This window comes from Pseudonocardia sp. ICBG601 (assembly GCF_020496245.1).
On record NZ_JAHLJA010000148.1, the window covers coordinates 525,852 to 548,618 of the forward strand.

At 75.0% G+C, this 22,767-nt stretch carries 23 protein-coding genes; 14 read left to right on the plus strand and 9 right to left on the minus strand.

The window, feature by feature from the left end; all coding sequences use genetic code 11:
• Positions 1-91: 91 nt before the first annotated feature.
• On the minus strand, positions 92-2,485 hold the full coding sequence (locus KPL57_RS31635; RefSeq protein ID WP_226354312.1) for a penicillin-binding protein: 2,394 nt from the start codon (positions 2,483-2,485) through the stop codon (positions 92-94).
• A 154-nt stretch (positions 2,486-2,639) separates the two neighbouring features.
• On the opposite strand from KPL57_RS31635, the gene KPL57_RS31640 reads away from it, so the two are divergent.
• Entirely contained in the window at positions 2,640-3,002 is a 363-nt protein-coding gene (locus tag KPL57_RS31640) for a WhiB family transcriptional regulator (RefSeq protein WP_226354313.1), read from the plus strand.
• An 18-nt stretch (positions 3,003-3,020) separates the two neighbouring features.
• Positions 3,021-3,698 carry a class I SAM-dependent methyltransferase gene (locus KPL57_RS31645; RefSeq protein WP_226354314.1) on the plus strand — a complete coding sequence of 226 codons (678 nt, stop codon included), beginning with the start codon at positions 3,021-3,023 and terminating at the stop codon, positions 3,696-3,698.
• Here KPL57_RS31645 and KPL57_RS31650 read toward each other — a convergent pair whose 3' ends face one another.
• The 3 genes from KPL57_RS31650 to KPL57_RS31660 form a co-directional block, all read right to left on the minus strand.
• On the minus strand, positions 3,699-5,387 hold the full coding sequence (locus KPL57_RS31650; RefSeq protein WP_226354315.1) for a DUF5635 domain-containing protein: 1,689 nt from the start codon (positions 5,385-5,387) through the stop codon (positions 3,699-3,701).
• 158 nt (positions 5,388-5,545) lie between these two features.
• The gene (locus KPL57_RS31655) at positions 5,546-6,685 is read right to left on the minus strand and encodes an ArsA family ATPase (protein WP_226354316.1); all 1,140 of its coding nucleotides are present in this window, start codon (positions 6,683-6,685) and stop codon (positions 5,546-5,548) included.
• A complete protein-coding gene (locus KPL57_RS31660) occupies positions 6,682-7,734 on the minus strand; it encodes an ArsA-related P-loop ATPase (RefSeq protein ID WP_226354317.1) in 1,053 nt (350 codons plus the stop codon). Before KPL57_RS31660 ends, KPL57_RS31655 begins: the two co-directional genes overlap by 4 nt.
• 165 nt (positions 7,735-7,899) lie before the next feature.
• Here KPL57_RS31660 and KPL57_RS31665 point away from each other — a divergent pair, with 165 nt between their 5' ends.
• The 4 genes from KPL57_RS31665 to KPL57_RS67565 are packed head-to-tail and all read left to right on the plus strand — an operon-like array spanning position 7,900 to position 12,348.
• Positions 7,900-8,070, plus strand: a complete 171-nt coding sequence (locus KPL57_RS31665) for a DUF4177 domain-containing protein (protein WP_139282840.1) — start codon at positions 7,900-7,902, stop codon at positions 8,068-8,070.
• Positions 8,067-8,525 carry a RidA family protein gene (locus tag KPL57_RS31670; protein WP_226354318.1) on the plus strand — a complete coding sequence of 153 codons (459 nt, stop codon included), beginning with the start codon at positions 8,067-8,069 and terminating at the stop codon, positions 8,523-8,525. Before KPL57_RS31665 ends, KPL57_RS31670 begins: the two co-directional genes overlap by 4 nt.
• Before the next feature lies 1 nt (position 8,526).
• Positions 8,527-9,090 (plus strand): hypothetical protein, encoded by a 564-nt coding sequence (locus tag KPL57_RS31675; protein WP_226354319.1) that lies wholly within the window; start codon positions 8,527-8,529, stop codon positions 9,088-9,090.
• A 24-nt stretch (positions 9,091-9,114) separates the two neighbouring features.
• Positions 9,115-12,348 carry a hypothetical protein gene (locus tag KPL57_RS67565; RefSeq protein WP_264198694.1) on the plus strand — a complete coding sequence of 1,078 codons (3,234 nt, stop codon included), beginning with the start codon at positions 9,115-9,117 and terminating at the stop codon, positions 12,346-12,348.
• 32 nt (positions 12,349-12,380) lie between these two features.
• On the opposite strand, the gene KPL57_RS31685 is transcribed toward KPL57_RS67565, so the two are convergent.
• Positions 12,381-13,274, minus strand: coding sequence for a Gfo/Idh/MocA family protein (locus KPL57_RS31685; RefSeq protein ID WP_226354320.1), 894 nt, complete (start codon positions 13,272-13,274; stop codon positions 12,381-12,383).
• Positions 13,275-13,326: 52 nt separating this feature from the next.
• Between KPL57_RS31685 and KPL57_RS31690 the strand changes: the two genes are divergently transcribed.
• From KPL57_RS31690 to KPL57_RS31710, 5 genes are all read left to right on the plus strand, one after another.
• Entirely contained in the window at positions 13,327-14,133 is an 807-nt protein-coding gene (locus KPL57_RS31690) for an NUDIX hydrolase (RefSeq protein WP_226354321.1), read from the plus strand.
• Positions 14,130-14,918: an MBL fold metallo-hydrolase gene (locus KPL57_RS31695; RefSeq protein WP_226354322.1), complete on the plus strand. Its 789-nt coding sequence runs from the start codon at positions 14,130-14,132 to the stop codon at positions 14,916-14,918. Before KPL57_RS31690 ends, KPL57_RS31695 begins: the two co-directional genes overlap by 4 nt.
• 107 nt (positions 14,919-15,025) lie before the next feature.
• Positions 15,026-15,778 carry an amino acid ABC transporter substrate-binding protein gene (locus tag KPL57_RS31700; RefSeq protein ID WP_226354323.1) on the plus strand — a complete coding sequence of 251 codons (753 nt, stop codon included), beginning with the start codon at positions 15,026-15,028 and terminating at the stop codon, positions 15,776-15,778.
• On the plus strand, positions 15,779-16,447 hold the full coding sequence (locus KPL57_RS31705) for an amino acid ABC transporter permease (RefSeq protein ID WP_226354324.1): 669 nt from the start codon (positions 15,779-15,781) through the stop codon (positions 16,445-16,447).
• Positions 16,444-17,196, plus strand: a complete 753-nt coding sequence (locus KPL57_RS31710) for an amino acid ABC transporter ATP-binding protein (protein ID WP_308253057.1) — start codon at positions 16,444-16,446, stop codon at positions 17,194-17,196. Before KPL57_RS31705 ends, KPL57_RS31710 begins: the two co-directional genes overlap by 4 nt.
• On the opposite strand, the gene KPL57_RS31715 is transcribed toward KPL57_RS31710, so the two are convergent.
• The 4 genes from KPL57_RS31715 to KPL57_RS31730 form a co-directional block, all read right to left on the minus strand.
• Entirely contained in the window at positions 17,193-17,885 is a 693-nt protein-coding gene (locus KPL57_RS31715) for an HD domain-containing protein (protein ID WP_226354325.1), read from the minus strand. The genes KPL57_RS31710 and KPL57_RS31715 overlap by 4 nt on opposite strands.
• A complete protein-coding gene (locus KPL57_RS31720; RefSeq protein ID WP_226354326.1) occupies positions 17,882-19,144 on the minus strand; it encodes an MFS transporter in 1,263 nt (420 codons plus the stop codon). The genes KPL57_RS31715 and KPL57_RS31720 overlap by 4 nt, the downstream gene beginning before the upstream one ends.
• A gap of 41 nt (positions 19,145-19,185) precedes the next feature.
• Entirely contained in the window at positions 19,186-19,860 is a 675-nt protein-coding gene (locus KPL57_RS31725; RefSeq protein WP_020628211.1) for a Crp/Fnr family transcriptional regulator, read from the minus strand.
• Positions 19,861-20,022: 162 nt separating this feature from the next.
• On the minus strand, positions 20,023-20,271 hold the full coding sequence (locus tag KPL57_RS31730; RefSeq protein WP_043282623.1) for a hypothetical protein: 249 nt from the start codon (positions 20,269-20,271) through the stop codon (positions 20,023-20,025).
• 352 nt (positions 20,272-20,623) lie between these two features.
• On the opposite strand from KPL57_RS31730, the gene nth reads away from it, so the two are divergent.
• From nth to KPL57_RS31745, 3 genes are read left to right on the plus strand one after another with little or no spacing between them, the layout of a single operon-like run.
• Entirely contained in the window at positions 20,624-21,355 is a 732-nt protein-coding gene (nth, locus tag KPL57_RS31735) for an endonuclease III (RefSeq protein ID WP_374203858.1), read from the plus strand.
• Positions 21,352-22,023 carry a TlpA disulfide reductase family protein gene (locus KPL57_RS31740; protein ID WP_226354328.1) on the plus strand — a complete coding sequence of 224 codons (672 nt, stop codon included), beginning with the start codon at positions 21,352-21,354 and terminating at the stop codon, positions 22,021-22,023. Before nth ends, KPL57_RS31740 begins: the two co-directional genes overlap by 4 nt.
• Positions 22,020-22,766: a CoA pyrophosphatase gene (locus KPL57_RS31745; protein WP_374203815.1), complete on the plus strand. Its 747-nt coding sequence runs from the start codon at positions 22,020-22,022 to the stop codon at positions 22,764-22,766. The genes KPL57_RS31740 and KPL57_RS31745 overlap by 4 nt, the downstream gene beginning before the upstream one ends.
• The last annotated feature ends 1 nt before the right edge of the window (position 22,767 follow it).

A 22,767-nucleotide genomic window follows, 5' to 3' on the forward strand; every position in this document is an offset into this window, starting at 1 on the left:
GCATGCTAGGCCGCGACCAGCGGTGATGCCTCGTTCCGACGGGGTATGGCGCGCGGTGCCGCCCGGCCGGGTGACCCGGCCGGACGGAGCGTCACCCGCCGTCGGGCGGCCGGTTCCCGTCCGGGCGGTCCGCCGGCGGGCCGCCGTCCTGCCCCGGGGCCGGGCCGGGCGTCGGGGTGCCCGGGGGCGGCGGCGGGGCCGGCACCGACCCGCTGCTGACCTGCAGGGTCACCTGCTCGCCCGGGAGCGCGGCGCCGCGGGGCTCCTGCCCGACGACCGTCCCCTCCGGGGCGTTGTTGTCGACGGTGCGGGTGGTGACCTGCCAGCCGGCACCCTCCAGCTCGCCGCGGGCGGCGCGGGCCGACCGGCCGACGACGTCCGGGATGCGGGACTCGGCGCCGCCGTCGAGGTAGCGCGGGTCGGTCGCGGGCAGCGGCGTCGGCGGGGTGTTCGCCACCAGCGGGGTCACCGCGCCGTACCAGGTCCGGGCCGGGGTCTTGCCGCCGAAGATGTTGCCGTTCCCGCAGGCGAAGGGGGCGCCGCCGCCGTCGCAGAGGGGTCGCGGACGGTTGGAGTTGTCGAAGGTGATGACCGCTCCGGCCATCTCCGGGATCGCGCCCATGAACGCGGCCGACTTGTGCTGCTGGGTCGTCCCGGTCTTGCCCGCCATCGGCCGGGTCCAGCCGGCGGCCCTCGCCGCGGCCGCGGAGGTGCCGGCGACGTCGTCCTTGCTCAGGCCGGTGACGAGGGTGTTCGCCAGGGCGGGCTCGACGGCCTGCTGGCAGGGCTCCTCGGTGATCGGGACGGGCTTGCCCTCGGCGTCGGTGATCGAGTCGATCGGCGTCGGCGGGCACCACTTGCCCTGGGAGAACAGGGTGGCGCCGACGTTGGCCAGCTCCAGCACCGACGTCGGCGTGACGCCGAGCGTGAACGACGCGAGCCGCTGGTCCTTGATCACCTCGGCGATCGAGCGGTCGGTGCGCTTGCCGGTGCCCGGGTCGACGAACGGCGTCGTGGCCAGGGACTTCATGCCGAGGCGGACGGCCATGTCGACCACGTCCGGCACCCCGGTGAACTCCTCGAGCTTGATGAACGCGGTGTTCGGCGACTGCGCGAGCGCGTCGGTCAGGCTCATCCGGCCGGGGTAGTTGCCGGCGTTCGCGACCGGGACGGGGCGGCCGCTGCCGTCGACGTAGATCGGGGAGGCGTAGCCCGAGGGCGGCACCTGCATCGAGTAGTTGATGCCGAGGCCCTTCTCCAGCGCGGTGGCCGCGGTGAAGATCTTGTACGTGGACCCGGCACCGAGGTTGACCGGCTGGTACGGCAGGCCGTAGCTGGTCTCCTCGGCGTCGGCGTTCAGGCCGAACGTGCGGCTCGACCCCATCGCGAGCACGCGGTGCTTGTCCTGGCCGGGCTGGACCAGCGACATCACGTTCGCGACGTTGGGGGTGTCCGGCGGCACCTCCTTGTCGAGGGAGCGCTTGACCTCCTCCATCGCGCGGCGGTCCAGGGTGGTGCGGATGGTGTAACCGCCGCGCTGGATCTGCTCCTCGGTGAAGCCGGCCTCGGTGAGGTACTGCGTCACGTACTTGCAGAAGAAGCCCATGTCGCCGGCGCCGTTGCAGCCGTTCGGCACGCGGACCAGCGGGTTCGCGACGCCGAGCGGAGCGGCCATGGCCTGCTTCGCCTGGGCGTCGTCGATCATCTGCTGCTGGCGCATCTGGTCGATGACGACGTTGCGCCGCTGCAGCGCGGTCTGCGGGTTCTGCACCGGGTCGAACTGGGTGGTCGAGCGGACCATCCCGGCGAGCATCGCGGCCTGCGGGACGGTCAGCTTGTCCGGCGTGGTGTTGAAGTAGGTGCGCGCCCCGGCGGCGACGCCGTAGGACCCGTTGCCCAGGAAGACGATGTTGAGGTAGCGGTTGAGGATCTCGTCCTTGGACAGCTGGCGCTCCAGCTGCAGGGCGATCCGCGCCTCCTTGAGCTTGCGGGCCGGGGTCTGCTCGGTGGCCTTGAGCCGCTCGGCCTCGCTCGTCGCGTCGACGTAGAGCATGTAGTTCTTGACGTACTGCTGGGTGATCGTCGAGGCACCCTGGACGACGTCGCCCGACGCCGAGTTCGCGACGACCGCGCGCAGCGTGCCCTGCCAGTCGACGCCGTCGTGCTCGTAGAACCGGCGGTCCTCGATCGCCAGCATCGCGCCCTTCATCGCGGTCGAGATCTGGTCGTTCGTGACCTCGGTGCGGTTCTGGTCGAACAGGTAGGCGATCGGGCGGCCGCCGGAGTCGGTGAGCGTCGTCGTCAGCGGCGGGCGGGTGCCGACCAGGTCCGCCGAGCTCGACGTGACGCTGTCACCCGCCTCGTTGGACAGCACGCCGAGGCCGCCGACCAGCGGGAAGGCCATGCCCGCCGTGACCACACCGAGCAGGATGCACAGGCCGGCGAGGACGCCGAGCGGGCGGAGCAGACGCCGGGGGAACCTCACAGGGGCAAGCCTACGGGCCGGGAGGTCAGGACACGGTCAGGCTCGTGTCCCCGGTTGCGTAGTTTTGCGCGCTGACCCGGGCACCCTCCGCGTCCGAGGATCGAGGCATCACGTCGCGGGCCACCGGGCCCGCCCCGGCCCGAGAGGCGACCCGATGCTCGACACCCTGCGTCCCGTCACCGGCAGGCCCCGCCTGCGCCCCGCCGTCGTCGTCCGCGCCTGCACCGCGGTCTGGAACTGGCGTTCGGCCGCACGCTGCCGCACCTCCGACGCCGAGAACCTGTTCGTCACCGGTGCCGACCAGCGCGAGGCCCGCGAGTTCTGCCTGTCCTGCCCGGTCCGCACCGAGTGCCTGGCACACGCCCTGGACCACCAGGTCGAGTTCGGCGTGTGGGGCGGGATGACCGAGCGGGAGCGCCGCGCACTCCTGCGCCGGCGCCCGGACGTGCGCGACTGGGCCGCGCTGCTCGGGCGCGCGCGCTCCGACCACTACGCCGGACGCAGCAGGAGCGCCTGACCCGATAGCGTCAGGCGCGTGCTCGAGTTCCTGGCCGGCCTCTACCGGACGCACGCCGACGACCTCGCCACGGTGATCGACCGGCAGCGGGAGCTCCTCGCCGACGGCACGATCACCCCGCAGCTCGACGACGTCGAGGCCGAGCTGACCTACCTGCTGCTGCGCCACCACCGGCCGTCGCAGGTGGTGGAGGTCGGCACCTACTACGGCTGGTCCACCACCTGGATCCTGTCCGCGCTGCGCGACAACGGGTCCGGTCACCTGCAGTCGTTCGACCTGGTCGACCACGTGTGCGGCACCGTGCCCGAGGAGCTGTCGACCGGGCGCTGGACGTTCCACCGCGGTGACCTGCGCGAGACCGTCGAGAAGGTCCCCGCCGACACGGGCTACCTGTTCGTCGACGCCGACCACGGACGCCGCTTCGCCCGCTGGTACCTGGAGCACCTGTTCGGGCGGATCGCGACGGGCACCCCGACCAGCGTGCACGACGTGTTCCACCTGCCCCGGGCGCGCCCGTTCACCGAGGGGTCCGAGGTGCTGCGGCACCTGGAGCGCAGCGGCACCGGCTGGTTCACCTCCTCGCGCGCGGCGGCGCCGCGGAACCTGCGCGCGCTCGACGCCGTCCGGGCCGAGCTGGGGATCACCGGCGTCCGCGGGACCTCACGCAACCCGATGATCTTCTTCTCGATGCCCTGATCAGGCGTGGGACGCCAGGACGAAGTGCGCGTTCCTACCTCGTGCGTCGCCGCGGACGAGCACACCGTCGGCCACGAGGCGCTCGAGCTGGGCTCTCGCTCCGTTGGTGGTCAGACCAGTGAGATACGCGTAGTCCCCGGATGTCATCCGGGCATGCTCGGCGAACCACTCGGCCGCCACGGACACGGGGTCATCCGGGCGTCGGTAGGTCAGAATCCCTCGAGCACGGAGTTCATCCGCCTCCGCAGAGCGCTCGACCACCGCAACGGCCCCGCGCGACAGGACCCACACGTCCTTGTAGCGCTCGACGAGTGGCGTCCCGTCCACCCGACAGTCCGCGGCCGTCTCCAGCGCCTCCTCCGCCTCTGCCGGGGTCCGCTGCAGGACCGGTGCCATGCCGGAGGCGGTCGCGAGCGAGTGTCGCAGCAGGTGGTCGACTACGAGCGCGACCCGCACGTCGCGGCGTCGAACCGTCGGATCGATCCGGCCGGTCAACGCCATGACCGGGATGACCGGATGCCCGCCGACCAGGCGAAGCCGGATCTGCGGCCCGGGCTCCTCGACGATGAGCGGTGGACGGTGACCGAGTACGACCATCTCCCGATACATGCGGTCGACGCCGAGACCTTGCTTCTCGACGAGGTCGAGCGCGCGGAACGCGTCGGCGAGCGCAGGATGGCGTGCATGCCGCGAGGTCAGGACGGTCTGAGCCGTCACTCCACCGGTGAAGCCGCCAGGGCTGATGACTTGCAGGGCCGAATCGGCCTGGACCCAAGTGATCGTCACCGGCTGTGGTGCCAGCCAGTCCCGGTGGACCAGTCCGTTCACGACAGCCTCGCGGATGGCGTCCATCGGTAGGCGTCGCACGCTGGGACGGGCGAACCCCGACCGCAACGTGATCTCCGTGTTGACCGCCTCCAATCGCTCCTCGACCCGGGCCAGCTGCTCGATGACGCTGAGCCCGGAGAGGTCGGGAGGGCTGAGGAGGACATCTCCTCCTTCGACCTCCAGAACGGACACCGACAGATAGGTGCGGTCGGACGGGCAGAGCAGGAGCGCGCCCGCCTGTGTCAGACGATCGTCAGGCCTCAGCACTCCGAGCCGGCGCAGGAGATCGGGAGTCGGTTCCGCGGCCAGATCGGCGTGACCGCCCCGGTCGAGGTACCGCCGCACGGCGAGGACGGCACCCGGACCGACGTCGACCAGACTCCGGGTCGTGGCGACCGCCATGCTGTCGAATCCCTGGCGGTGCAGCCACCATTCGGCGCGATCGACCGGCGCGCAGTGCGGGCCGACCCGCCAGCGCAATCGACCGCTGGTGTCCTCAACCGGTTCGTCGGCACCCGCGACGTAGAGAACGAGCAGCCGCACACCATCGACGACCTCGACTTCCACAGCCGGCGCGATGTCGACACGCGTGTAGATGGCGTGCCGGAGCCACTCCGCGTCGAGGGCCGTTCCGAGCAGCTCGCCGGACTTGTTCTCCACCCCGAGGAGGAGCGCGCCGCCTCCGGCCGTGTTGGCGAAGCAGGCGACCTCGTCGGCAAGATGCTCGGCCGCTGCCGTGTTCCGTTCCTGCCCCGGCAGCAGGACACCGCCGCGCCCCCGTCGACCGGCCTCCTCCTTGAGGTCGACCTGCTGACGCTCCACATCGTCGGGAAGCCGACCCGAGGAGAGCTTGTCCAGCACGGCTCGCACCGTCGATCGGAGTCGCGCCCGATCCTGAACGAGATCCGACTCCGGGTGAAAGGGGAGCATCCGACGCCACCGACCTCTAGGCTTCGTCTTTAGCGAGACTCTAAAGTACAAGCAGTCTGGCCGTGGCGTCGGATGCTTGCCCTTTCTTCTCAGCCCGCCGTCGCCGCGGCGCCGGTCTCGGCCTCGCCGGCCAGCAGCGCACCGACCCGGCGCAGCCCGTCGAGGTCGGCGATGTCGCCGGCCAGCGCGGGGACCCGCGTCACCGACACCCCGGGGTGCGCGGCGGAGAACCGGGTGAGCAGGTGCTCTTCCCGTTCGTGCAGGTCGACGCGGTCGGCGTGCAGCCGCAGCACCGCGGCCGCGATCTGCGACCCCGGCCCACCGACCTGCTCGGCCGCGGCCCGCGCACGCGCCGCGGAGACCGGCGCGAGCACCGGGTGGGTCCGGTTCAGCACGAGCCCGGCCAGCGGCATGTCCTCCGACGACAGCCGCTCGGTGAAGTAGGCCGCCTCGCGCAGCGCGTCCGGCTCCGGCGCGGCGACGACGAGGAACGCCGTCCCCTCCGAGCGCAGCAGCGCGTAGGTCTTCTCGGCCCGCTCGGCGAACCCGCCGAACAGGGTGTCGAAGGCCTGCACGAACGCCGACGCGTCCTGCAGCATCTGCCCGCCGATGATCGACCCGACGGCCTTGGCGAACAGCCCGAACCCGGCCTCGACGATCCGGCGCAGCCCGCGGCCGCCGGCCCGGGCGGGCGCGGCGAGCAGCCGGATCATGCGGCCGTCGAGGAAGCGGGACATGCGCTGCGGGGCGTCGAGGAAGTCCAGCGCCGAGCGCGACGGCGGCGTGTCGACGACGACGAGGTCCCACGTCCCGGCACCGGCCAGCTGGCCCAGCTTCTCCATCGCCATGTACTCCTGCGTCCCGGAGAACGAGGAGGAGATCGTCTGGTAGAAGGGGTTCTCGATGATCTTCTGCGCCCGCTCGGGCGGGGCGTGCGACTCCACCATCTCGTCGAAGGTGCGACGCATGTCCAGCATCATCGCGGCGAGTTCGCCGTCGACCGCCCCGACCGGGGCCGGGTCGTTGGACAGCTCGCTCACCCCGAGGGCCTGGGCCAGGCGACGCGCCGGGTCGATGGTGAGCACGACGACCTGACGCCCGCGCTCGGCGGCGCGCACCGCGAGCGCCGCGGAGGTGGTCGTCTTGCCGACGCCGCCCGAGCCGCAGCACACGATGACCCGGGTGCCCGGGTCGTCGATCAGGGCGTCCACGTCCAGGTCGGCGGTCATCGGCGGGCCTCCAGGTGCACACCCTGCGCGGTCATCGACTCGGCGAGCTCGTAGAGCGAGCCGAGGTCCACCCCGCCGAGCAGGGCGGGCAGCGTGAGCCGCGGCAGCGGCGGGGTCGGCTCGGTCTCCAGGCGGCGCAGCGCGGCGGTCTCCCCCTCGACGGCGACGGCGTGCTCCACGGTCTCGGCGACCAGGCCGTCGATCTCGGTGGGGGCCAGCTCGATCCCGGCGCTCTGCAGTCCGTTGCGGATCCGGGTCGCGTCGACCCGCCCGCCCGCGGCGGCGGTGACCGAGCGGTCGGGCAGCCACTGCTCGCGCATCCGGTTCACGACGACCGAGCCCAGCGGGATCCCGGCGGCGTCGAGCTCGGCGGCGGCGTCGAGCGTCTCGGTGACCGGCAGGTCCGACAGCAGGGTGACCAGGTGCACCGCGGTGAGCGGGGAGTGGATGAGCGCCTCGACGCCCTTGGCCTGCCCGTGGATGGGCCCGACCTTGGCCAGGTCGGCCATCGCCTTGGTGACGTCGAGGAACGACACGAGACGGCCGGTGGGCGGCGCGTCGAGGACCACCGCGTCGTAGGCGGGGAGGCCGTCGGCCTCCGTGCGGGTGACGCACTCCTTGGCCTTGCCGGTGAGCAGCACGTCGCGCAGGCCGGGGGCGAGCGTCGTCGCGAACTCGATCGCGCCCATCCGGCGCAGCGTCCGCCCGGCCACGCCCAGCCGGTAGAACATCTCGAAGTACTCCAGCAGGGCGGCCTCGGCGTCGACGGCCAGCGCCCGCACCTCGCCCCCGCCGGGCGCGACGGCGATCCGGCGCTCCTCGTAGGGCAGCGGGGCGGTGTCGAAGACCTGGGCGATGCCCTGGCGGCCCTCCACCTCGACGAGCAGCACCCGCTTCCCGCCACCGGCGAGGGCCAGCGCGAGGGCGGCGGCCACGGTGGTCTTGCCGGTGCCCCCCTTGCCGGACACCACGTGGAACCGCGCGCGGGAGAGCGCGTCGGGCCACGGGTCGGGGCGGGTTCCGGGCTCGGGCCGGACGGTCGTGGTCACGGATCCAGCGTACGAGCGCCCACCGACAGCGGCCCGTCGGCGAGGTGCGTCCCACAACGGACGGGGTGCGTCCCGCGCTCCGGCGGTGGGCGTCCGTCGCAGGGGGACGGCCATCCGTCGCGCCACGGCGGTTCGGTGTCGGGTGCCCGGGTTACAGTCCCGCCCATGAGCTCCCCGGTCGTGAAGTGGGAATACCTGACCGCCCCCCTGCTGATCCACAACACCAAGGCGATCCTGGACAACTTCGGCCAGGACGGCTGGGAACTGGTCACGGTGACGAGCGGCGCGAACGCCGAGCAGCTGGTGGCGTTCTTCAAGCGGCCGGTGCAGCAGTGAGCGCACTCGCCCGGCTGAAGGAGCTGGGGCTGCCCCTGCCCGCGGTGGCCGCACCGGCCGGTGCCTACATCCCGGCCCGGCGCAGCGGGAACCTCGTGTTCACCGCCGGGCAGGTCCCGTTCGTGGACGGGAAGGTCGCCGCGACCGGCAAGGTCGGCGCCACGGTCACCGCCGAGCACGCGTACGACCTGGCCCGGATCTGCACGCTGAACGCGCTCGCCGCGATCGACGGGCTGGTCGGCCTCGACAGCGTCACCGGCGTCGTGAAGGTCGTCGGGTTCGTCGCGTCGGACCCGTCGTTCTCCGGCCAGCCCGGTGTGATCAACGGTGCGTCGGACCTGCTCGGCGAGGTGTTCGGCGAGGCCGGGGCACACGCCCGGTCGGCCGTCGGCGTCGCGGTGCTGCCGCTGGACGTGCCGGTCGAGGTGGAGCTGACGGTCGAGGTCGGCGGCTGACATGGATCGGCTCGCCGGGGTCCCGGCCGGTCACGAGCTGCTGCTGCGGCTCGCCGGCCGGTTCCCCGACGAGCTGCTCTGGCGGCTGCGCGACTGGCTGGCCGCCGGGGACACCGCGGCGCTGGGCGCGGTCCTGCCGCGCACGCTGCTGCGGCACCGGATCGGGCTGACCGGGCACGAGCGCGCGCTGCTCGCCGAGGTCGTCGGGCCGGACGCGCCGTCGCGGCGCCTGGTCGAGGCGGTGCTGCCCGGCACCCCGCCCGCCCCGCCCGCGTTCACGGCGGGCGAGCCGGACCTGGCCGCGTGGTCGGCGCTGTCGGTCGTGCGCGACGAGGCGTCCGCGCTGCTGCTGGCCGTACGGGAGGACGGCGCCCGCGTGCTGCTCGTGCGTGACGCGCAGCGGCCGCACCTGCTCGCCGCCGCGGTCGCGCGTCTGCTGCGCGTCCACGGTGACCGCGTCCCGCGCGTCGAGGCCCTCACCGGCGACGCCCCGACCGAGTACCACGAGGCCGCGTGCACCGCGGCGGCGTCGTTGTGGAGCCGCGAGCCGGTCCCCACCGGCTGACGCGGGACCGCGAAGGAGGCCCCCATGTCCGACCCCACGTACGGCCTGCTGCGGGAACTGGCCGGCCGGGTGGACGACGACCTGCTCGCCACCGGACGCGAGCTCGTCGCCGTCGGCGAGGAGGGGCACGCGCTGGAGCTGCTGGTCGCCGAGCTCGTCGCGGGACGGGCGGTGCTGCCGCACGCGGTGCGCTCCGAGCTGGTCGCCGAGGCCGCGGCCCGCCGGGTGCAGCCCGACGCCGACGCCTGCCTGCCGCCCGCCGCGGTCGTCGCCGCCGGTCCGCACCGGTTCGACGGCGACGGCCCGCCCGGTGCCGCGGAGGCGGTCGCGGCCGCGCTCGCCGGCGTCCCGGTCCCGGAGTCGGGCTGGACGCTGGCCTGGCGCACGACGCCCGCCGGCGCCGCCCCCGGCCCGCTGCCGCAGCCGGTGCTGCTGGCCCGCACCGGGCCGCACGGCGCACCCGAGGTCCTGACCTACCAGGCCCAGTCGGCGCTGGCCCGGGCCGGACTGGTCGTGTCGGTCGAGGTCGGCGACGACGGCCCGGACCCCGGCTACCACCGCGCCGCCCGGCAGGTCGCGCGTCCGCTCCCCGCCGCACCGGTCTCCGACGCCGCCGCCGCTCCGGCCCGGGAGGACGTGTCGGCGTCCCTCCCCGGCGACGCACCACGGCCCACCCCCGACACGTCCCGGTCACCCCTCGTGGAACCCGGGGACAGGTTTACGGACGTCGACACGTCCGGCCCGCCGTCCCACCGGGTTCCCGACGACCGGCCCTCCGACCGGGTCGGGCTCCCGTCCTCGGCGATCCCCCCGGCCCCGCGGCCCGACCGGGACGGGATCCCGGCCGCCGCCGGACCCGACGCCGTCGAGGACGCACCGGCCGGGCACCGCACCGACAGCTCCCCCGGCGACTTCTCCAACGGCTCCTCGGTCGACACGGACATCCCCGCCTCGGACCCACCACCCGCACCGGTCCGCGTCGACCGCCCCGCGCCGTTCACCGGGAGACCCGCCACGGAGACCCCGGAACCGGAGGACCGGCCCGGCCGGGCCGACCCGGAGCCGAGGACGGAGGGGTCCGCCGCGGCAGCCCCGTCGCCGGGGGCGGCCGGACCCGACGCCCGGCCGGACCGGACTCCGGACGCAGCCACGTCCGGCACCGGGCCGGACCCGGCTCCGGAAGCGGGCCCGCCGCACACCGGGGCGGACCCGATCCCGGGACCGGACGGGGTCCGTGTCGGACGACGTACGGCCTCCGACGCCGACCGGTCCCACAGCGAGGTACGTCCGGCCCCGGATCAGGAGACGTCCCCCTCCGGGGAGGGTCCGGATCCGGCCGCGGAGGCCTCCTCCAGCGGGACCGGCCACGTCCCGGGCGTGGACACCACCGGGACCGGCTCCCCGGCGAGCGCATCCGAGCCGACCGGATCGGCCCCGGAGACCGGCATCTCCGACGAGGCCGCTCCCGGCCCGAGGACCGGCACTGCCGATCCGGCCACTCCCACCCCGGAGACCGGCACCCCCGACCGGGCGACTCCTGGTCCGGGCACCGGCACCCCCGACCGGACCACTCCCGCCCCGGGGGCCGGCACCTCCGACCCGACCACTCGCGGTCCGGGGACGGCCGCCTCCGACCCGGCCACGTCCGGTCCGGGCACCGACACGTCCGACGGGGCCGCTCCGGTCCCGGGGACCGGCACGTCCGACGGAGCCGGTCCCGGCCCGGCCGGGTCACGCGGCCCCGCGGCCCGACGCGTCGCGACACCCGCCGAGGGGGAGGACACGGCGCATCCGGCACCGCGGCCGTCGCCGCCGATCCGGGCGCTGCGGGAGGCCTCCGCGGGCGACTGGTTCGACTCTCCCCCGGAGGGCCACAGCCCGGACCCGACCCCGCCGAGCGGGGTCGGCGAGGTCCCCCGGCACCGGTTCGTCGCCGACCCCGGAGCCGCCGGCAACGGCCACCACCCGGACGCGAACGGCGCGCACCCCACTCCCGCGGGCCGCGGGCCGGTGGCGGGGCGTCCGGTCGGGCCCGCCGCGCCGCCGTCCGGGCGGCCGTCGGCCCCCTCCGACGGACCGCCCCCACCACCGGTCGCCCCCGCACCTCCCGGGATCCCTGCACACCCCGCCGCCTCGTCACCGCCCGCGGCCGCGGTGTCCCCGGCCGCGTCCGTTCCGCCGGTCGTCCCCGCGGACCCGGCCCCGACCGGCCCACGGGCGGCCCCGCGCGACCTCGGCGTGCCGCTCCGCAGGCGGGCCGGGGAGGTCCGTGCGCCCGCGGGCGGCGGGCCCGGTCCGGTCGTCGGGCGTCCGCCCGTCGGACCGCCCGCGGCACCGGGACCCGGCGAGGCGTCCTGGCTCGCGGACTGGGCCTCCGGTGCCTGGGCCGGAGAGATCCCGCCGCCGGAGACCGCGGCGCGGACCGACCGGAGCGACGTCGAGGAGACCGCCCCGGGCACGCCGCACGTCGTCCCCTCCGCGACCGCCACCGTGACCGTCGACGACCGCCGCGACGGCCCCGCGCATCCCGCCCACCACGTGACCACCGGCGACGACCCGGCCCGCCCCACCTCCGGGCCGGCACACCCGGGGCCCGGGTCCGACCGGACCCACGCCGGCACGTCCCCCGCCGGGACCGAGGCCGACGGAGCCGCACCGGCCCCGGAGGACGCCCCGGCCCACGCCGGACCGGCTCCGCACGCCCGGGCCGGACTCCACCGCCCCGCGGCCACCGGACCGGCCGGAACCGGGACGACCGGCTTCCCGCCCCCGGCCGACGGGGCCGACCCCGTCGACGAGGCCCCTACCCCGTCCCCGGGCATCCCGATCCTCCGTGCCCCGGCACCCCCGGCCCCGGCCGACGGGGAGCGCCGCCCCCGGCACCTCCTGCTCACCGACGACGAGCCGGACGAGTGGGACGCCACCGAGCGGGACAGCACGGAGCGGGACAGCACCGAGTGGGACGGCACCGAGGAGGACCCCACGGAACCGGCCGACGTCGTCGCACCCGCAACGGAGCACCCCGCACCGTCGACGGAACACCCCGCACCGGGGCCGGCACAGGACCCCACGACGGGGCCCGCGGACGACCCCGCGCCGAGGCCGCGGCCGCGACCCCGCCCCGCCGGGGGCCTGGCCGACCGGCTCACCCCCACCGAACAGGACCTGCTGCAGCGCCTGCACGAGGAGCTCGCGGCCCGCGAGAACGGCGGCGAGCCGACCCCGCGCAACGGCACCGCCCGCACCGACCGCGGCTGAGCCCGGCCGGGCCCGGAGGCCGGTGCGGGGGATCAGCCGACCGCGCGCACGATGCGGTCGATCACCCGCTGCAGGTGCAGCGCCCGTGCGGCGTCCACCGGCAGGTCGGCGCCGGAGCCGATCGCGTCGGCAAGGTCGTCGAGCAGCGCGCCGAAGCAGGCGACCGCGTCGGCCGGGCGACGGTCGAGCACGTACCGGCCGCGGCCGTCCTCCCCGAGCCCGCCGACCAGCGCCACCTCGAACTCCGTCGGGTCCACCGGGACGCGCAGCGACAGCACCACCGAGCTGCGGGCGCCGCCGTCGTGGACGAGGCCGATCCGCCACAGGTCGGGCTCGTCGCGGTGGGCGTGGTCGACGTCGACGACCGGGCCCAGCGCCGCGTCGAGCAGGTCCACGACGTGCGGGCCGACGTCGAGCAGCGCCCCGTGCTCGGCCCGCCACGACGACGCCGCGAACGGCCCGCCGAGCAGCGCCCCGGACAGCCAGCGCGCGGTCGCGGTCGTCCCGGGACCGCCGGCGCCGGCCGGGACCGCGTCGAGCCAGGCCCGGATCGCCGGGTCGAACCGCAGGGTCAGCATCGTCGCCGACCGGACGCCCGAGGCCGCGACCGCGGCGGCGGCCCGTTCCGCGGCGGGCAGGTCCGCGGCCAGCGGCTTCTCCAGCACGACGTGCTTCCCGGCGGCCACCACCCGCTCCAGCAGCTCGGCCTGCACGGCGGGCGGCACGGCGAACGCGACGGCGTCGCACGCGTCGAGCAGGTCCTCGACCGAGGCGTGCACCGGACCACCGGAGACCGCGGCGATCCCGGCGGCCGCCTCCGGCCGTCGCGCCCACACCCCGGCCGCCGACCAGCGGGGATGCGCCGCGATGGCGGGGGCGTGCACCTGGTGCGCCCACGGTCCGGCGCCGAGCAGTCCGATACGCATGCGGGCATTCTCACCGCCGACCGGCCCCGATCATGACCTAGGGTCGGCGGCCATGAGCGATGATCCGGCGGCGCAGCCGGTCGAGCCGAGGGCCGCCGCGACCGTCCTGCTGGTCCGCGACGAGCCGGGCACCGGTGACCTACAGGTCTTCCTGCAGCGGCGGGTGGCCGGGATGGCGTTCGCCGGCGGCATGACCGTGTTCCCCGGCGGCGGGGTCTCCGCCGGTGACGAGCCGGACCCCGCCCGCTGGCGCGGCCCGGAGCCGGCGCGGTTCGGCGCCCGGCTGGCCCAGCCCGCGGACCTGGCCGCCGCGCTGGTGACCGCCGCCGTCCGCGAGACGTTCGAGGAGTGCGGCGTGCTGCTCGCCGCCCCCGCCGGCACCGAGCCCGGCCCGCTGGACACCGCCGCGGCCTGGCGGGACGACCTCGTCGCCCACCGGACCACGCTGCCGGAGCTGCTCGCGGCGCACGACCTGGAGCTGCGCGCGGACCTGCTGGTCCCGTGGGCCCGCTGGATCACCCCGCCGCGCAACCCGAAGCGCTACGACACCGCGTTCCTCGTCGCCCGCGTGCCGGACGGCCAGGTCGCCGACGACGCCACCACCGAGGCCGTCGAGGCGCGCTGGTGGAGCCCGGCCGAGGCCCTGTCCGGCTACGACGACGGCGACCTCAAGCTGATGCCGCCCACCCTGCGGACCCTGCAGGAGCTGCACCGGCACGACAGCGCGGGCGAGGTGCTGGCCGCCGCCGCGGCGCGCGACATCGAGCCGATCACCCCCGAGGTGCGGCGCGAGGGACGGATCGTCACGATCACGCTGCCCGGCGACCCCGACTGGATCTACGAGGAGACGACCCGGTGAGCCACCCGCTCTACGGCACCCTGCGCGCCGCGCACCCGCTGGCATCGGTGCTGCTGCAGGACAACCCCGGCCCGATGACCCTGGAGGGCACCAACACCTGGGTGCTCGCGGCGTCGGACGCACACGACCGGATCGTCGTCGACCCGGGTGAGGACGACGGCACGCACCTGGAGGCGCTGGCCGACGGCCCGCCGGTGGCCGCGGTCGTCCTGACCCACCGCCACCACGACCACGCCGGCGGGATCGGCCGGTTCGTCGAGCTGACCGGGGCGCCCGTGTTCGCCGCGGACCCGTCGCTGGCGTCGGGGACCACCCCGCTGGTCGACGGCGCCGTCGTCGCCGGTGGCGGGGTCGAGCTGGAGGTGCTGACCACCCCCGGCCACACCTCGGACTCGGTGTCGCTGCTGCTGCGCGGCCCCGGCTCCGACGGCGTCGCGCTGCTCTCCGGCGACACCGTGCTCGGCCGCGGCACCACCGTCATCGCCCACCCCGACGGCACCCTCGGGCCCTACCTGGACTCGCTGCGCCGGATCGCGGAGCTGCCCGCGGGCACCCCGGTCCTCCCCGGGCACGGTCCGGAGCTCCCGGACGCCGCCGAGACCGCGCGGCACTACCTCGCCCACCGCGAGCAGCGGCTGGAGCAGGTGCGGGCCGCGCTGGAGCGGCTGGGGCCCGACGCCTCCGCACGCGACGTCGTCGAGGTCGTCTACGCCGACGTCGACACCTCGCTCTGGGACGCCGCCGAGCTGTCCGTGCGCGCACAGCTGGATCACCTGCGTGGATGAACGGGCCCGCGCGGGGCGTTGAACCGACACGACCGACCGGCCTAGGGTCCCCGCATCTCGAGGGGGCATCGCCATCCGTCCGCCCCGTTCCTCCCGAAGGAGACCCCGTGCGTCGCACGATCCTGGCCCTGGCCGCCGCGCTGCTGGCCCTCACCACCCTCGTCGGCTGCAGCAGCGGTAGCTCCGACACCCTGCGGGTCGGGACCGAGGGGACCTACAGCCCGTTCAGCTTCCAGGGCCCCGACGGCCAGCTGACCGGCTACGACGTCGAGGTCGCCCGCGCCGTCGGCGCCAAGCTGGGCAAGCAGGTCGAGTTCGTCCAGACCCCGTGGGACTCGATCTTCGCCGCGCTCGAGTCGAAGCGGATCGACCTGGTCGCCAACCAGGTCACCGTCAACGACGAGCGCAAGGCCAAGTACGACCTCTCCACGCCCTACACCGTGTCCGAGGGCGTGATCGTCACCCGCGCCGACGACACCGCGATCCGGAGCCTGGCCGACCTGCGGGGCCGCACCACCGCCCAGTCCGCGACCAGCAACTGGGCCGAGGTCGCCCGCGGCGCCGGCGCGAACGTCGAGGCCGTCGAGGGCTTCGTGCAGGCCGTCCAGCTGCTCAAGGACGGCCGGATCGACGCGACCGTCAACGACACCCTCGCCGTCGGCGAGTACGAGAAGTCGACCGGGGACAAGGGCGTCAAGGTCGCCGGCACCACCGGGGACACCAGCGAGCAGGCCTTCGCCGCCCGCAAGGACAGCGGCCTGATGCCCGACGTGGACCGGGCGCTGGCCGAGCTGCGGGCCGACGGCACGCTGAAGCAGCTGTCCGAGAAGTACTTCGGCAGCGACGTCAGCGGGAAGTAGATGGATCCCGCCACCTGGGAGCTGATCGGCCGCAACCTGTGGCCGATGCTGAAGGCGACGGTCACGATGACCATCCCGCTGACGGCGATCAGCTTCGTCATCGGGCTGGTCCTGGCCCTGCTGCTGGCGCTGGCCCGGATCTCCTCGATCAGGCCGCTGTCCTGGCTGGCCCGCGCCTACATCTCGGTCGTGCGCGGCACGCCGCTGCTGGTGCAGCTGTTCATCGTGTTCTACGCGCTGCCGCAGTTCGGGCTGGTCATCGACCCGTTCCCGTCCGCGGTGATCGCGTTCAGCCTCAACGTCGGTGGCTACGCGGCCGAGATCATCCGGGCGGCGATCCTGTCGATCCCGAAGGGGCAGTGGGAGGCCGCGCAGACCATCGGCATGGGCTACCCGACGACGCTGCGCCGCGTGATCCTCCCCCAGGCCGCGCGCACCGCCGTCCCACCGCTGTCGAACACGCTGATCTCGCTGGTCAAGGACACCTCGCTGGCCTCGACCATCCTGGTCACCGAGCTGCTGCGGGTCGCCCAGCTGGCCGCGGCGCCGACGTTCGACTTCTTCGCCCTCTACGGCGTGGCCGCGGTGTACTACTGGATCGTCTGCCTGATCCTCTCGTCCGTGCAGGTACGGGTGGAGACGCGGCTGGAGAGGTACGTGGCGCGATGAGCGACCTGCTGACCGTCCGGGGCCTGCAGAAGTCCTTCGGGACGCTGGAGGTCCTGCGCGACATCGGGTTCGACGTCCCGGCCGGGACCGTCACCGCGGTGATCGGGCCGTCCGGTTCGGGCAAGACGACGGTGCTGCGCGCCCTGAACGCGCTGGACCGGGCCGACGCCGGGGTGATCACCATCGGCGACCTGTCGGTCGACTTCGGCGCCCCCGTCGACCGGTCCACCCTGGCCCGGTTCCGGTCCCGGACCGCGATGGTGTTCCAGTCGCACAACCTGTTCCCGCACCGCACCGTCCTGGAGAACGTCATCGAGGGCCCGGTGATCGTGCAGCGGCGCCCCCGGGCCGACGCGACCGCCGACGCGCGGCGGCTGCTGGACCAGGTGGGGCTGGCCGAGAAGGCCGACCAGTACCCGTACCAGCTCTCCGGCGGCCAGCAGCAGCGCGTCGGGATCGCCCGCGCGCTGGCCCTCGACCCGCAGCTGATGCTGTTCGACGAGCCCACCTCGGCGCTGGACCCCGAGCTCGTCGGCGACGTCCTGCGGGTCATCAAGGACCTGGCGACGGCGGGCCGGACGATGGTCATCGTCACCCACGAGATCCGCTTCGCCCAGCAGGTCGCCGACCAGGTCCTCTTCGTCGACGGCGGGGTGGTGGCCGAATCCGGTCCGCCGTCGCAGGTGCTGGTCGAGCCGGAACAGCCCCGCACCCGGCAGTTCCTGAAGCGGATCCTCGACCCGATCTAGACCCCGGGCGGGGCGCCGTCGTCGTCGCCGTGGGCGTCGACCCACTCCTCGCGGAACCGGCGCAGGAACTCCTCCAGGGCCGCGTGCCGCCGCTCGCCCATCTCGCGGCCGGCGGCGGTGCGCAGCTCGCCGCGCAGCCGCAGCAGCTTCTCGTGGAAGTGGGCGACGACCGAACCGGTCGGCCCGGACCGGTAGCCGCCGGTCGCGACGCCCGCGGCCGGGTCCCACAGGGGCTCACCGATCGCCCCGCCGTAGGCGAACGCGCGGGCGATGCCGGTGGCGCCCATCGCGTCGAGCATGTCGGCGTCGTGCAGGCAGGCCGCAATCCGGTCCGCCGTGGGCGCCGACGCCACCTCGGAGAACGAGTACCGGCCGGTGGCCTCGACGGCGTCGAGCACCGGGTCCCACAGCCGCTCGGCGACCCCGCCGCGGCGCAGCGCGTCCCGGGCGTCGTCGCGGACCTCCGCGGGGGCGACGACGCGGCCGAGCCGGGTCTCGGCGGCCCGGTGGTGGTCGTGCACGTACGCGGCGACGGCGGCGACGAACCCGTCCAGGCCCTCCCGCACCGCGAGCCGGGCCGACAGCCCGGCGACCCGGTCGAGGTGCCCGAGGTCGTGCGCGACGTCCGCACCGGCCATGTCGCCGGCGACGACGTCGCGCAGCCGCCGCAGCTCCCCCGCGCTGCTCACGCCGGGCTCCCGGCCGCGACGACGCGGGGCTCGGTGTCGGCGACCGAGCCGCGGCGCAGCCACAGCAGCCCCGCGACCAGCAGCCCCAGGGCGCCGCCCGCCGCGTACCCGCCCGGCCCGACGAGGTCGATCATGACGCCGGACAGGGCCTGCCCGACCGAGACACCAAGCACCGCGGCCATCACCATCCAGTTGAACGCCTCGGTCGCCGACCCGGCCGGAGCGGTCTGCTCGACGCCGAGGGAGTGCGCGGTGACCTGCGGGGTGATCAGCGCGCCGGCGGCCATCATCACCACGGCCAGCAGCACCAGCGAGCCGAGCGGGGAGACGAGCCCCATCGCCGTCACCAGGACGGCGAAGCCGGCCAGCAGGACCGGCAGCCGCAGGTGCAGCGGCCGCGGCCAGGGCCGCATCCCGTAGAGCACCCCGGTCAGCACCGAGACCACCGACCAGAGCGAGAGCAGGACCCCGCCGGCGGCGGGCGACCCGGCGAACGCGGTCGCGGCGATCACGCCGACCTCGGCGGTCCCCGCCACCAGCCCGAACCCGAGCGACGCCAGCGCCACCGTCCGCAGCCCGGGGCGCCGGAACACCCCGAGCAGCCCGGCCTCGACCGGCAGCGACCCGTCGGCGCGCTCGGCACGGATGCGGGCCGAGCGGCGTCGGACGGCGGCGGTGAGCGCGAACCAGGTGGTGCCGACGATCTCCGCGGTCGCCGCGACGACGAGCGCGGTGCCCGGCCACGGCGTCGCCACCACCAGCACCGCGGCCAGCGCGGGACCCATGATGAAGAAGATCTCGAGGCTGATCGCCTCGTAGGTGTAGGCGGCCTCGCGGCGCGGCCCGGGCGGGGTCAGGTCCGACCACAGCGCCCGCGACGACCCCTCGAACGCCGGCGTCGCGAGCCCGGTGACGACCGCGACCGCGACGGTGAGCGGCAGCGCCGCCCGGGACTCGATGCTCAGCACCAGCCCGGTGACGCACAGCAGGTAGACCGCGACGAGCACCAGCATCGGCCGGGTCGGGCCCAGCCGGTCCAGCACCCGCCCCTGCACGACCGTGCCGACCGCGGTCCCGACCAGCAGCGCCGCGGAGACCGCTCCGGCGACGGCGTAGGAGCCGTGGACCTCACGGACGTAGAGCAGCGTGGCGAGACTGTGCATCGCGATCGGGAACCGACCGAGGACGGAGGCACAGACCGGCGCGGCCGCCCCGGGGGTGCCCAGGGCGGCGCGATAGTCGGAGAGAGCGGCGGGCACGCCCCAGCATCACATGATCTGGGACGCCCGTACCAGAGAATTCAGCGCGCGCGTCGCGCAAGACGCTCCGGCTCCAGGATCAGCACGCTCTTGCCCTCCAGTCGCAGCCAGCCACGGTGCGCGAAGTCGGCGAGCGCCTTGTTCACGGTCTCGCGGGAGGCGCCGACGAGCTGGGCGATCTCCTCCTGCGTGAGGTCGTGGGTGACCCGCAGCAGACCCGACTCCTGGGAGCCGAACTGGCGCGCGAGCTGCAGCAGCGACTTCGCCACACGGCCCGGCACGTCGGTGAAGATCAGGTCGGCGAGCATGTTGTTGGTGCGGCGCAGGCGACGGGCCAGCACGCGCAGCAGCTGCTCGGCGATCTCCGGACGCTTGCCGATCCACTCCCGCAGCGCGCTGCGGTCCATGGTGTAGCAGCGCACCTCGGTGACCGCGGTCGCCGACGACGTGCGCGGGCCCGGGTCGAAGATCGACAGCTCGCCGAACATGTCCGACGGGCCGGCCACCATCAGGAGGTTCTCCCGGCCGTCGGGGGACTTCCGGCCGAGCTTCACCTTCCCGCCCGACACGATGTACAGGCGGTCACCGGGCTCACCTTCGGAGAAGATGACCTGCCCGCGGGAGAACTCGGCAGTCTCCAGAGCTTCGGCCAGCGCCTCGGCGGCCTGGGGCTCCACACCTTGGAAGATCCCTGCCCGGATCAGAACCTCGTCCACTGCAATGCTCCTCGTTCACCGGCCGTGTCGTCACGGCGGGTCGTCGGCGCGTCAGTGTAGAGGTCTTCGCCACACACGTGCGCACCACTGGCCCGATCGGATTGACATCCGATCGGGTCCGATTCGTCGCGGGGCGCTGTCACGCACCCGTACGCGATCTTGTCAGGCCGACGGGACCTGGCTCCGACGAGCCCCCCGACGGCGCCGGTTGCGCAGCCGGAACAGCTCCAGCGCGCGGCCCGTGCCGGACCGGAACAGGGCACGGACCTCGTCCGGACGCGGCTGTTCGAGCATCTCGTCCAGCTCGTCCTGGCGCACGGTGGACTCCCGCATGCGGGACTCCACGCGCTCCATACCGAGCGCGAAGAACATCACGAGCAGCGGGACGAGAACGCTCAACCAGGCAGTCATGGCAACTCCGATCCTCCCGTACGGGTTCGCAGCCCGGCCGGTCGGGGGTGGCCGCGTCGGCGTCTTCGTGACGCGACCGTGACCTCGTAGCCCGTTCGGCGCACACCCGGCCGGGCGCGCGCACCGCTCGTCGGACGCGTCGCCGCGCCGGCCGGTCGAACACCCCCCGGCGTGGACCGGACCGCGCCCGGCGACGAGCGGTGCACGGCGCGACACCGTGACACGACTGTCGGTGCCCACCCGTACGCTCGGTCACGTGAGCACCTCCGCCGGACGGCCGTCGCGGGCGTCGCGGCCCACCCCCCGCGCCGCCGCCGGTCTGGCCGCACGCGTCGCGGCCGGGGAGAGCCCGATCGGGCGAGCGCGCCGGGTCAACCGCATCCTCCGGTCGCTGGCGGAGGCCTATCCGCACGCGCACTGCGAGCTGGACTTCACCACCCCGCTGGACCTCGCCGTCGCGACGATCCTGTCCGCGCAGTGCACCGACGAGCGGGTCAACCAGGTCACCCCCGCCCTGTTCGCCCGGTACCCCACCGCCGCGGACTACGCGGGCGCCGACCGGACCGAGCTCGAGGAGCTCATCCGCTCCACCGGCTTCTACCGGAACAAGGCGACGTCGCTGACCGGGCTGGGCGCCGCCGTCGTCGAGCGGCACGGCGGGGAGCTGCCGTCGACGCTGGACGAGCTGGTGAAGCTGCCCGGCATCGGACGCAAGACCGCGAACGTCATCCTCGGCAACGCGTTCGGCGTCCCCGGGATCACCGTCGACACCCACTTCGGACGCCTGGTGCGCCGCTGGGGCTGGACGACCGAGGAGGACCCGGTCAAGGTCGAGCACGCGATCGGCGAGCTCGTCCCGCGGCGGGACTGGACGATCGTGTCCCACCACGTGATCTTCCACGGGCGCCGGGTCTGCCACTCCCGCAAGCCGGCCTGCGGCGCCTGCACGCTCGCGGCGGACTGCCCCGCCTTCGGGCTCGGCCCGACCGACCCGGGCGAGGCCGCGGCGCTGGTCAAGGGCCCGGAGCGGGACCACCTGCTCGCACTCGCGGGGATCGCGGGGCCGCCCGGGGACGGCCGGTGACCCGGACAGGCGCCTCCCGCTCCGAGATCGTCTCGACCGTGGTCGTCGTCGTCCTGGTCGCGATCGCGGTCTGGGCGCTGTGGCCCTCGGGCCCCACCTCCGGCGGGAGCGGCGGCGCCGGTCCCGCGGCGAGCGCCGCCCCGGCGGACCGGCCCGAGACCGACCTCGCCGCCGCGGACCCGCAGGCGCTGGCCGCCGCGCGGGCCTCGGCCCGGCTGGCACCCTGCCCCGCCCCGTCCGGAAGCACCCCGGCCGGTCCGCTCGCCGGGATCACCGTGCCGTGCCTGGGCGCCGACGGCCGTACCGACCTGGGCGCGGCCCTGACCGGGCGGCCGACGCTGGTCAACTTCTGGGCGTCGTGGTGCGTGCCGTGCCGCGACGAGCTGCCCGCGCTGCAGGCCTACGCGCAGCGCCCCGGCGCACTGCCGGTGCTCACCGTCGACGTGCAGGACGACCCGGTGTCCGCGCTGACCCTGTCCGCGCAGCTGGGGGTCACCCTGCCGGCCGTGACCGACCCGCAGCGGGCCGTGCGCCGCGCGCTGGACACCCCGCCGCTGCTCCCGGTCAGCTACGTGACCCGCGCCGACGGCGGGGTCGCGATGGTGGACCCGCCCGTCCCGTTCCGCACCGCCGACGACGTCGCGGCCGCCGTGGAGCGGTTCCGGTGACCGCGCAGGCGGGCGTGCCGCGGGTGCCCGACCCCGACCCCGCGGCGGCACCGGCGTCGCTGCGCCCGCTCGTCGACGGGGCGCTGGGCCTGGACCCGGCCTGGTTCGGCTGGCGACGCCTGCAGCCCGACAGCGGCGAGCCCCGCCGGGCCTCGGTGCTGATGCTGTTCACCGACGGGGAGTCCGGCGGGCCGGACGTGCTGCTCACCGAGCGCGCGGCGACGCTGCGCTCGCACGCCGGGCAGGTCGCCTTCCCCGGTGGACGGCTCGACCCGACCGACACCGGCCCGGTGCACGCCGCGCTGCGGGAGGCCCGGGAGGAGACCGGGCTGGACCCGTCCGGCGTCGTACCGCTGACCCTCCTGCCGGACCTGTTCATCCCGCCCACCGGGTTCCTGGTGAGCCCGGTGCTGGCGCACTGGGCGTCGCCGTCGCCGGTGCGGGTGGTCGACACCGCCGAGGTCGCCCGGGTCGTCCGGGTCCCGGTGGCGGTCCTGACCGACCCGGCGAACCGGTTCACCGTGCGCGGCCCCAGTGGCCACACCGGCCCCGCCTTCGACGCCGCGGGCCTGATGGTCTGGGGTTTCACCGCGGGCCTGCTGTCCGCGCTGCTGCAACGGTCCGGCTGGGAGCGTCCCTGGGACGCCGGCCGGGTCCTCGATCTCGACGACGCCTGGGCCCGCGCCCGGCGGCACGAACCGGAAGGAGTCCGGGTGGACGACCACGGCGTGGTGGACCGGTGAG

Coding starts and splice junctions, on each gene's coding strand:
- KPL57_RS31710 (WP_308253057.1), top strand. CDS start 16,444: ATGAGCGACCTGCTGACCGTCCGGGGCCTGCAGAAGTCCTTCGGGACG.
- KPL57_RS31675 (WP_226354319.1), top strand. CDS start 8,527: ATGGATCGGCTCGCCGGGGTCCCGGCCGGTCACGAGCTGCTGCTGCGG.
- KPL57_RS31685 (WP_226354320.1), bottom strand. CDS start 13,274: ATGCGTATCGGACTGCTCGGCGCCGGACCGTGGGCGCACCAGGTGCAC.
- KPL57_RS31655 (WP_226354316.1), bottom strand. CDS start 6,685: ATGACCGCCGACCTGGACGTGGACGCCCTGATCGACGACCCGGGCACC.
- KPL57_RS31690 (WP_226354321.1), top strand. CDS start 13,327: ATGAGCGATGATCCGGCGGCGCAGCCGGTCGAGCCGAGGGCCGCCGCG.
- KPL57_RS31730 (WP_043282623.1), bottom strand. CDS start 20,271: ATGACTGCCTGGTTGAGCGTTCTCGTCCCGCTGCTCGTGATGTTCTTC.
- KPL57_RS31665 (WP_139282840.1), top strand. CDS start 7,900: ATGAGCTCCCCGGTCGTGAAGTGGGAATACCTGACCGCCCCCCTGCTG.
- KPL57_RS31705 (WP_226354324.1), top strand. CDS start 15,779: ATGGATCCCGCCACCTGGGAGCTGATCGGCCGCAACCTGTGGCCGATG.
- KPL57_RS67565 (WP_264198694.1), top strand. CDS start 9,115: ATGTCCGACCCCACGTACGGCCTGCTGCGGGAACTGGCCGGCCGGGTG.
- KPL57_RS31640 (WP_226354313.1), top strand. CDS start 2,640: ATGCTCGACACCCTGCGTCCCGTCACCGGCAGGCCCCGCCTGCGCCCC.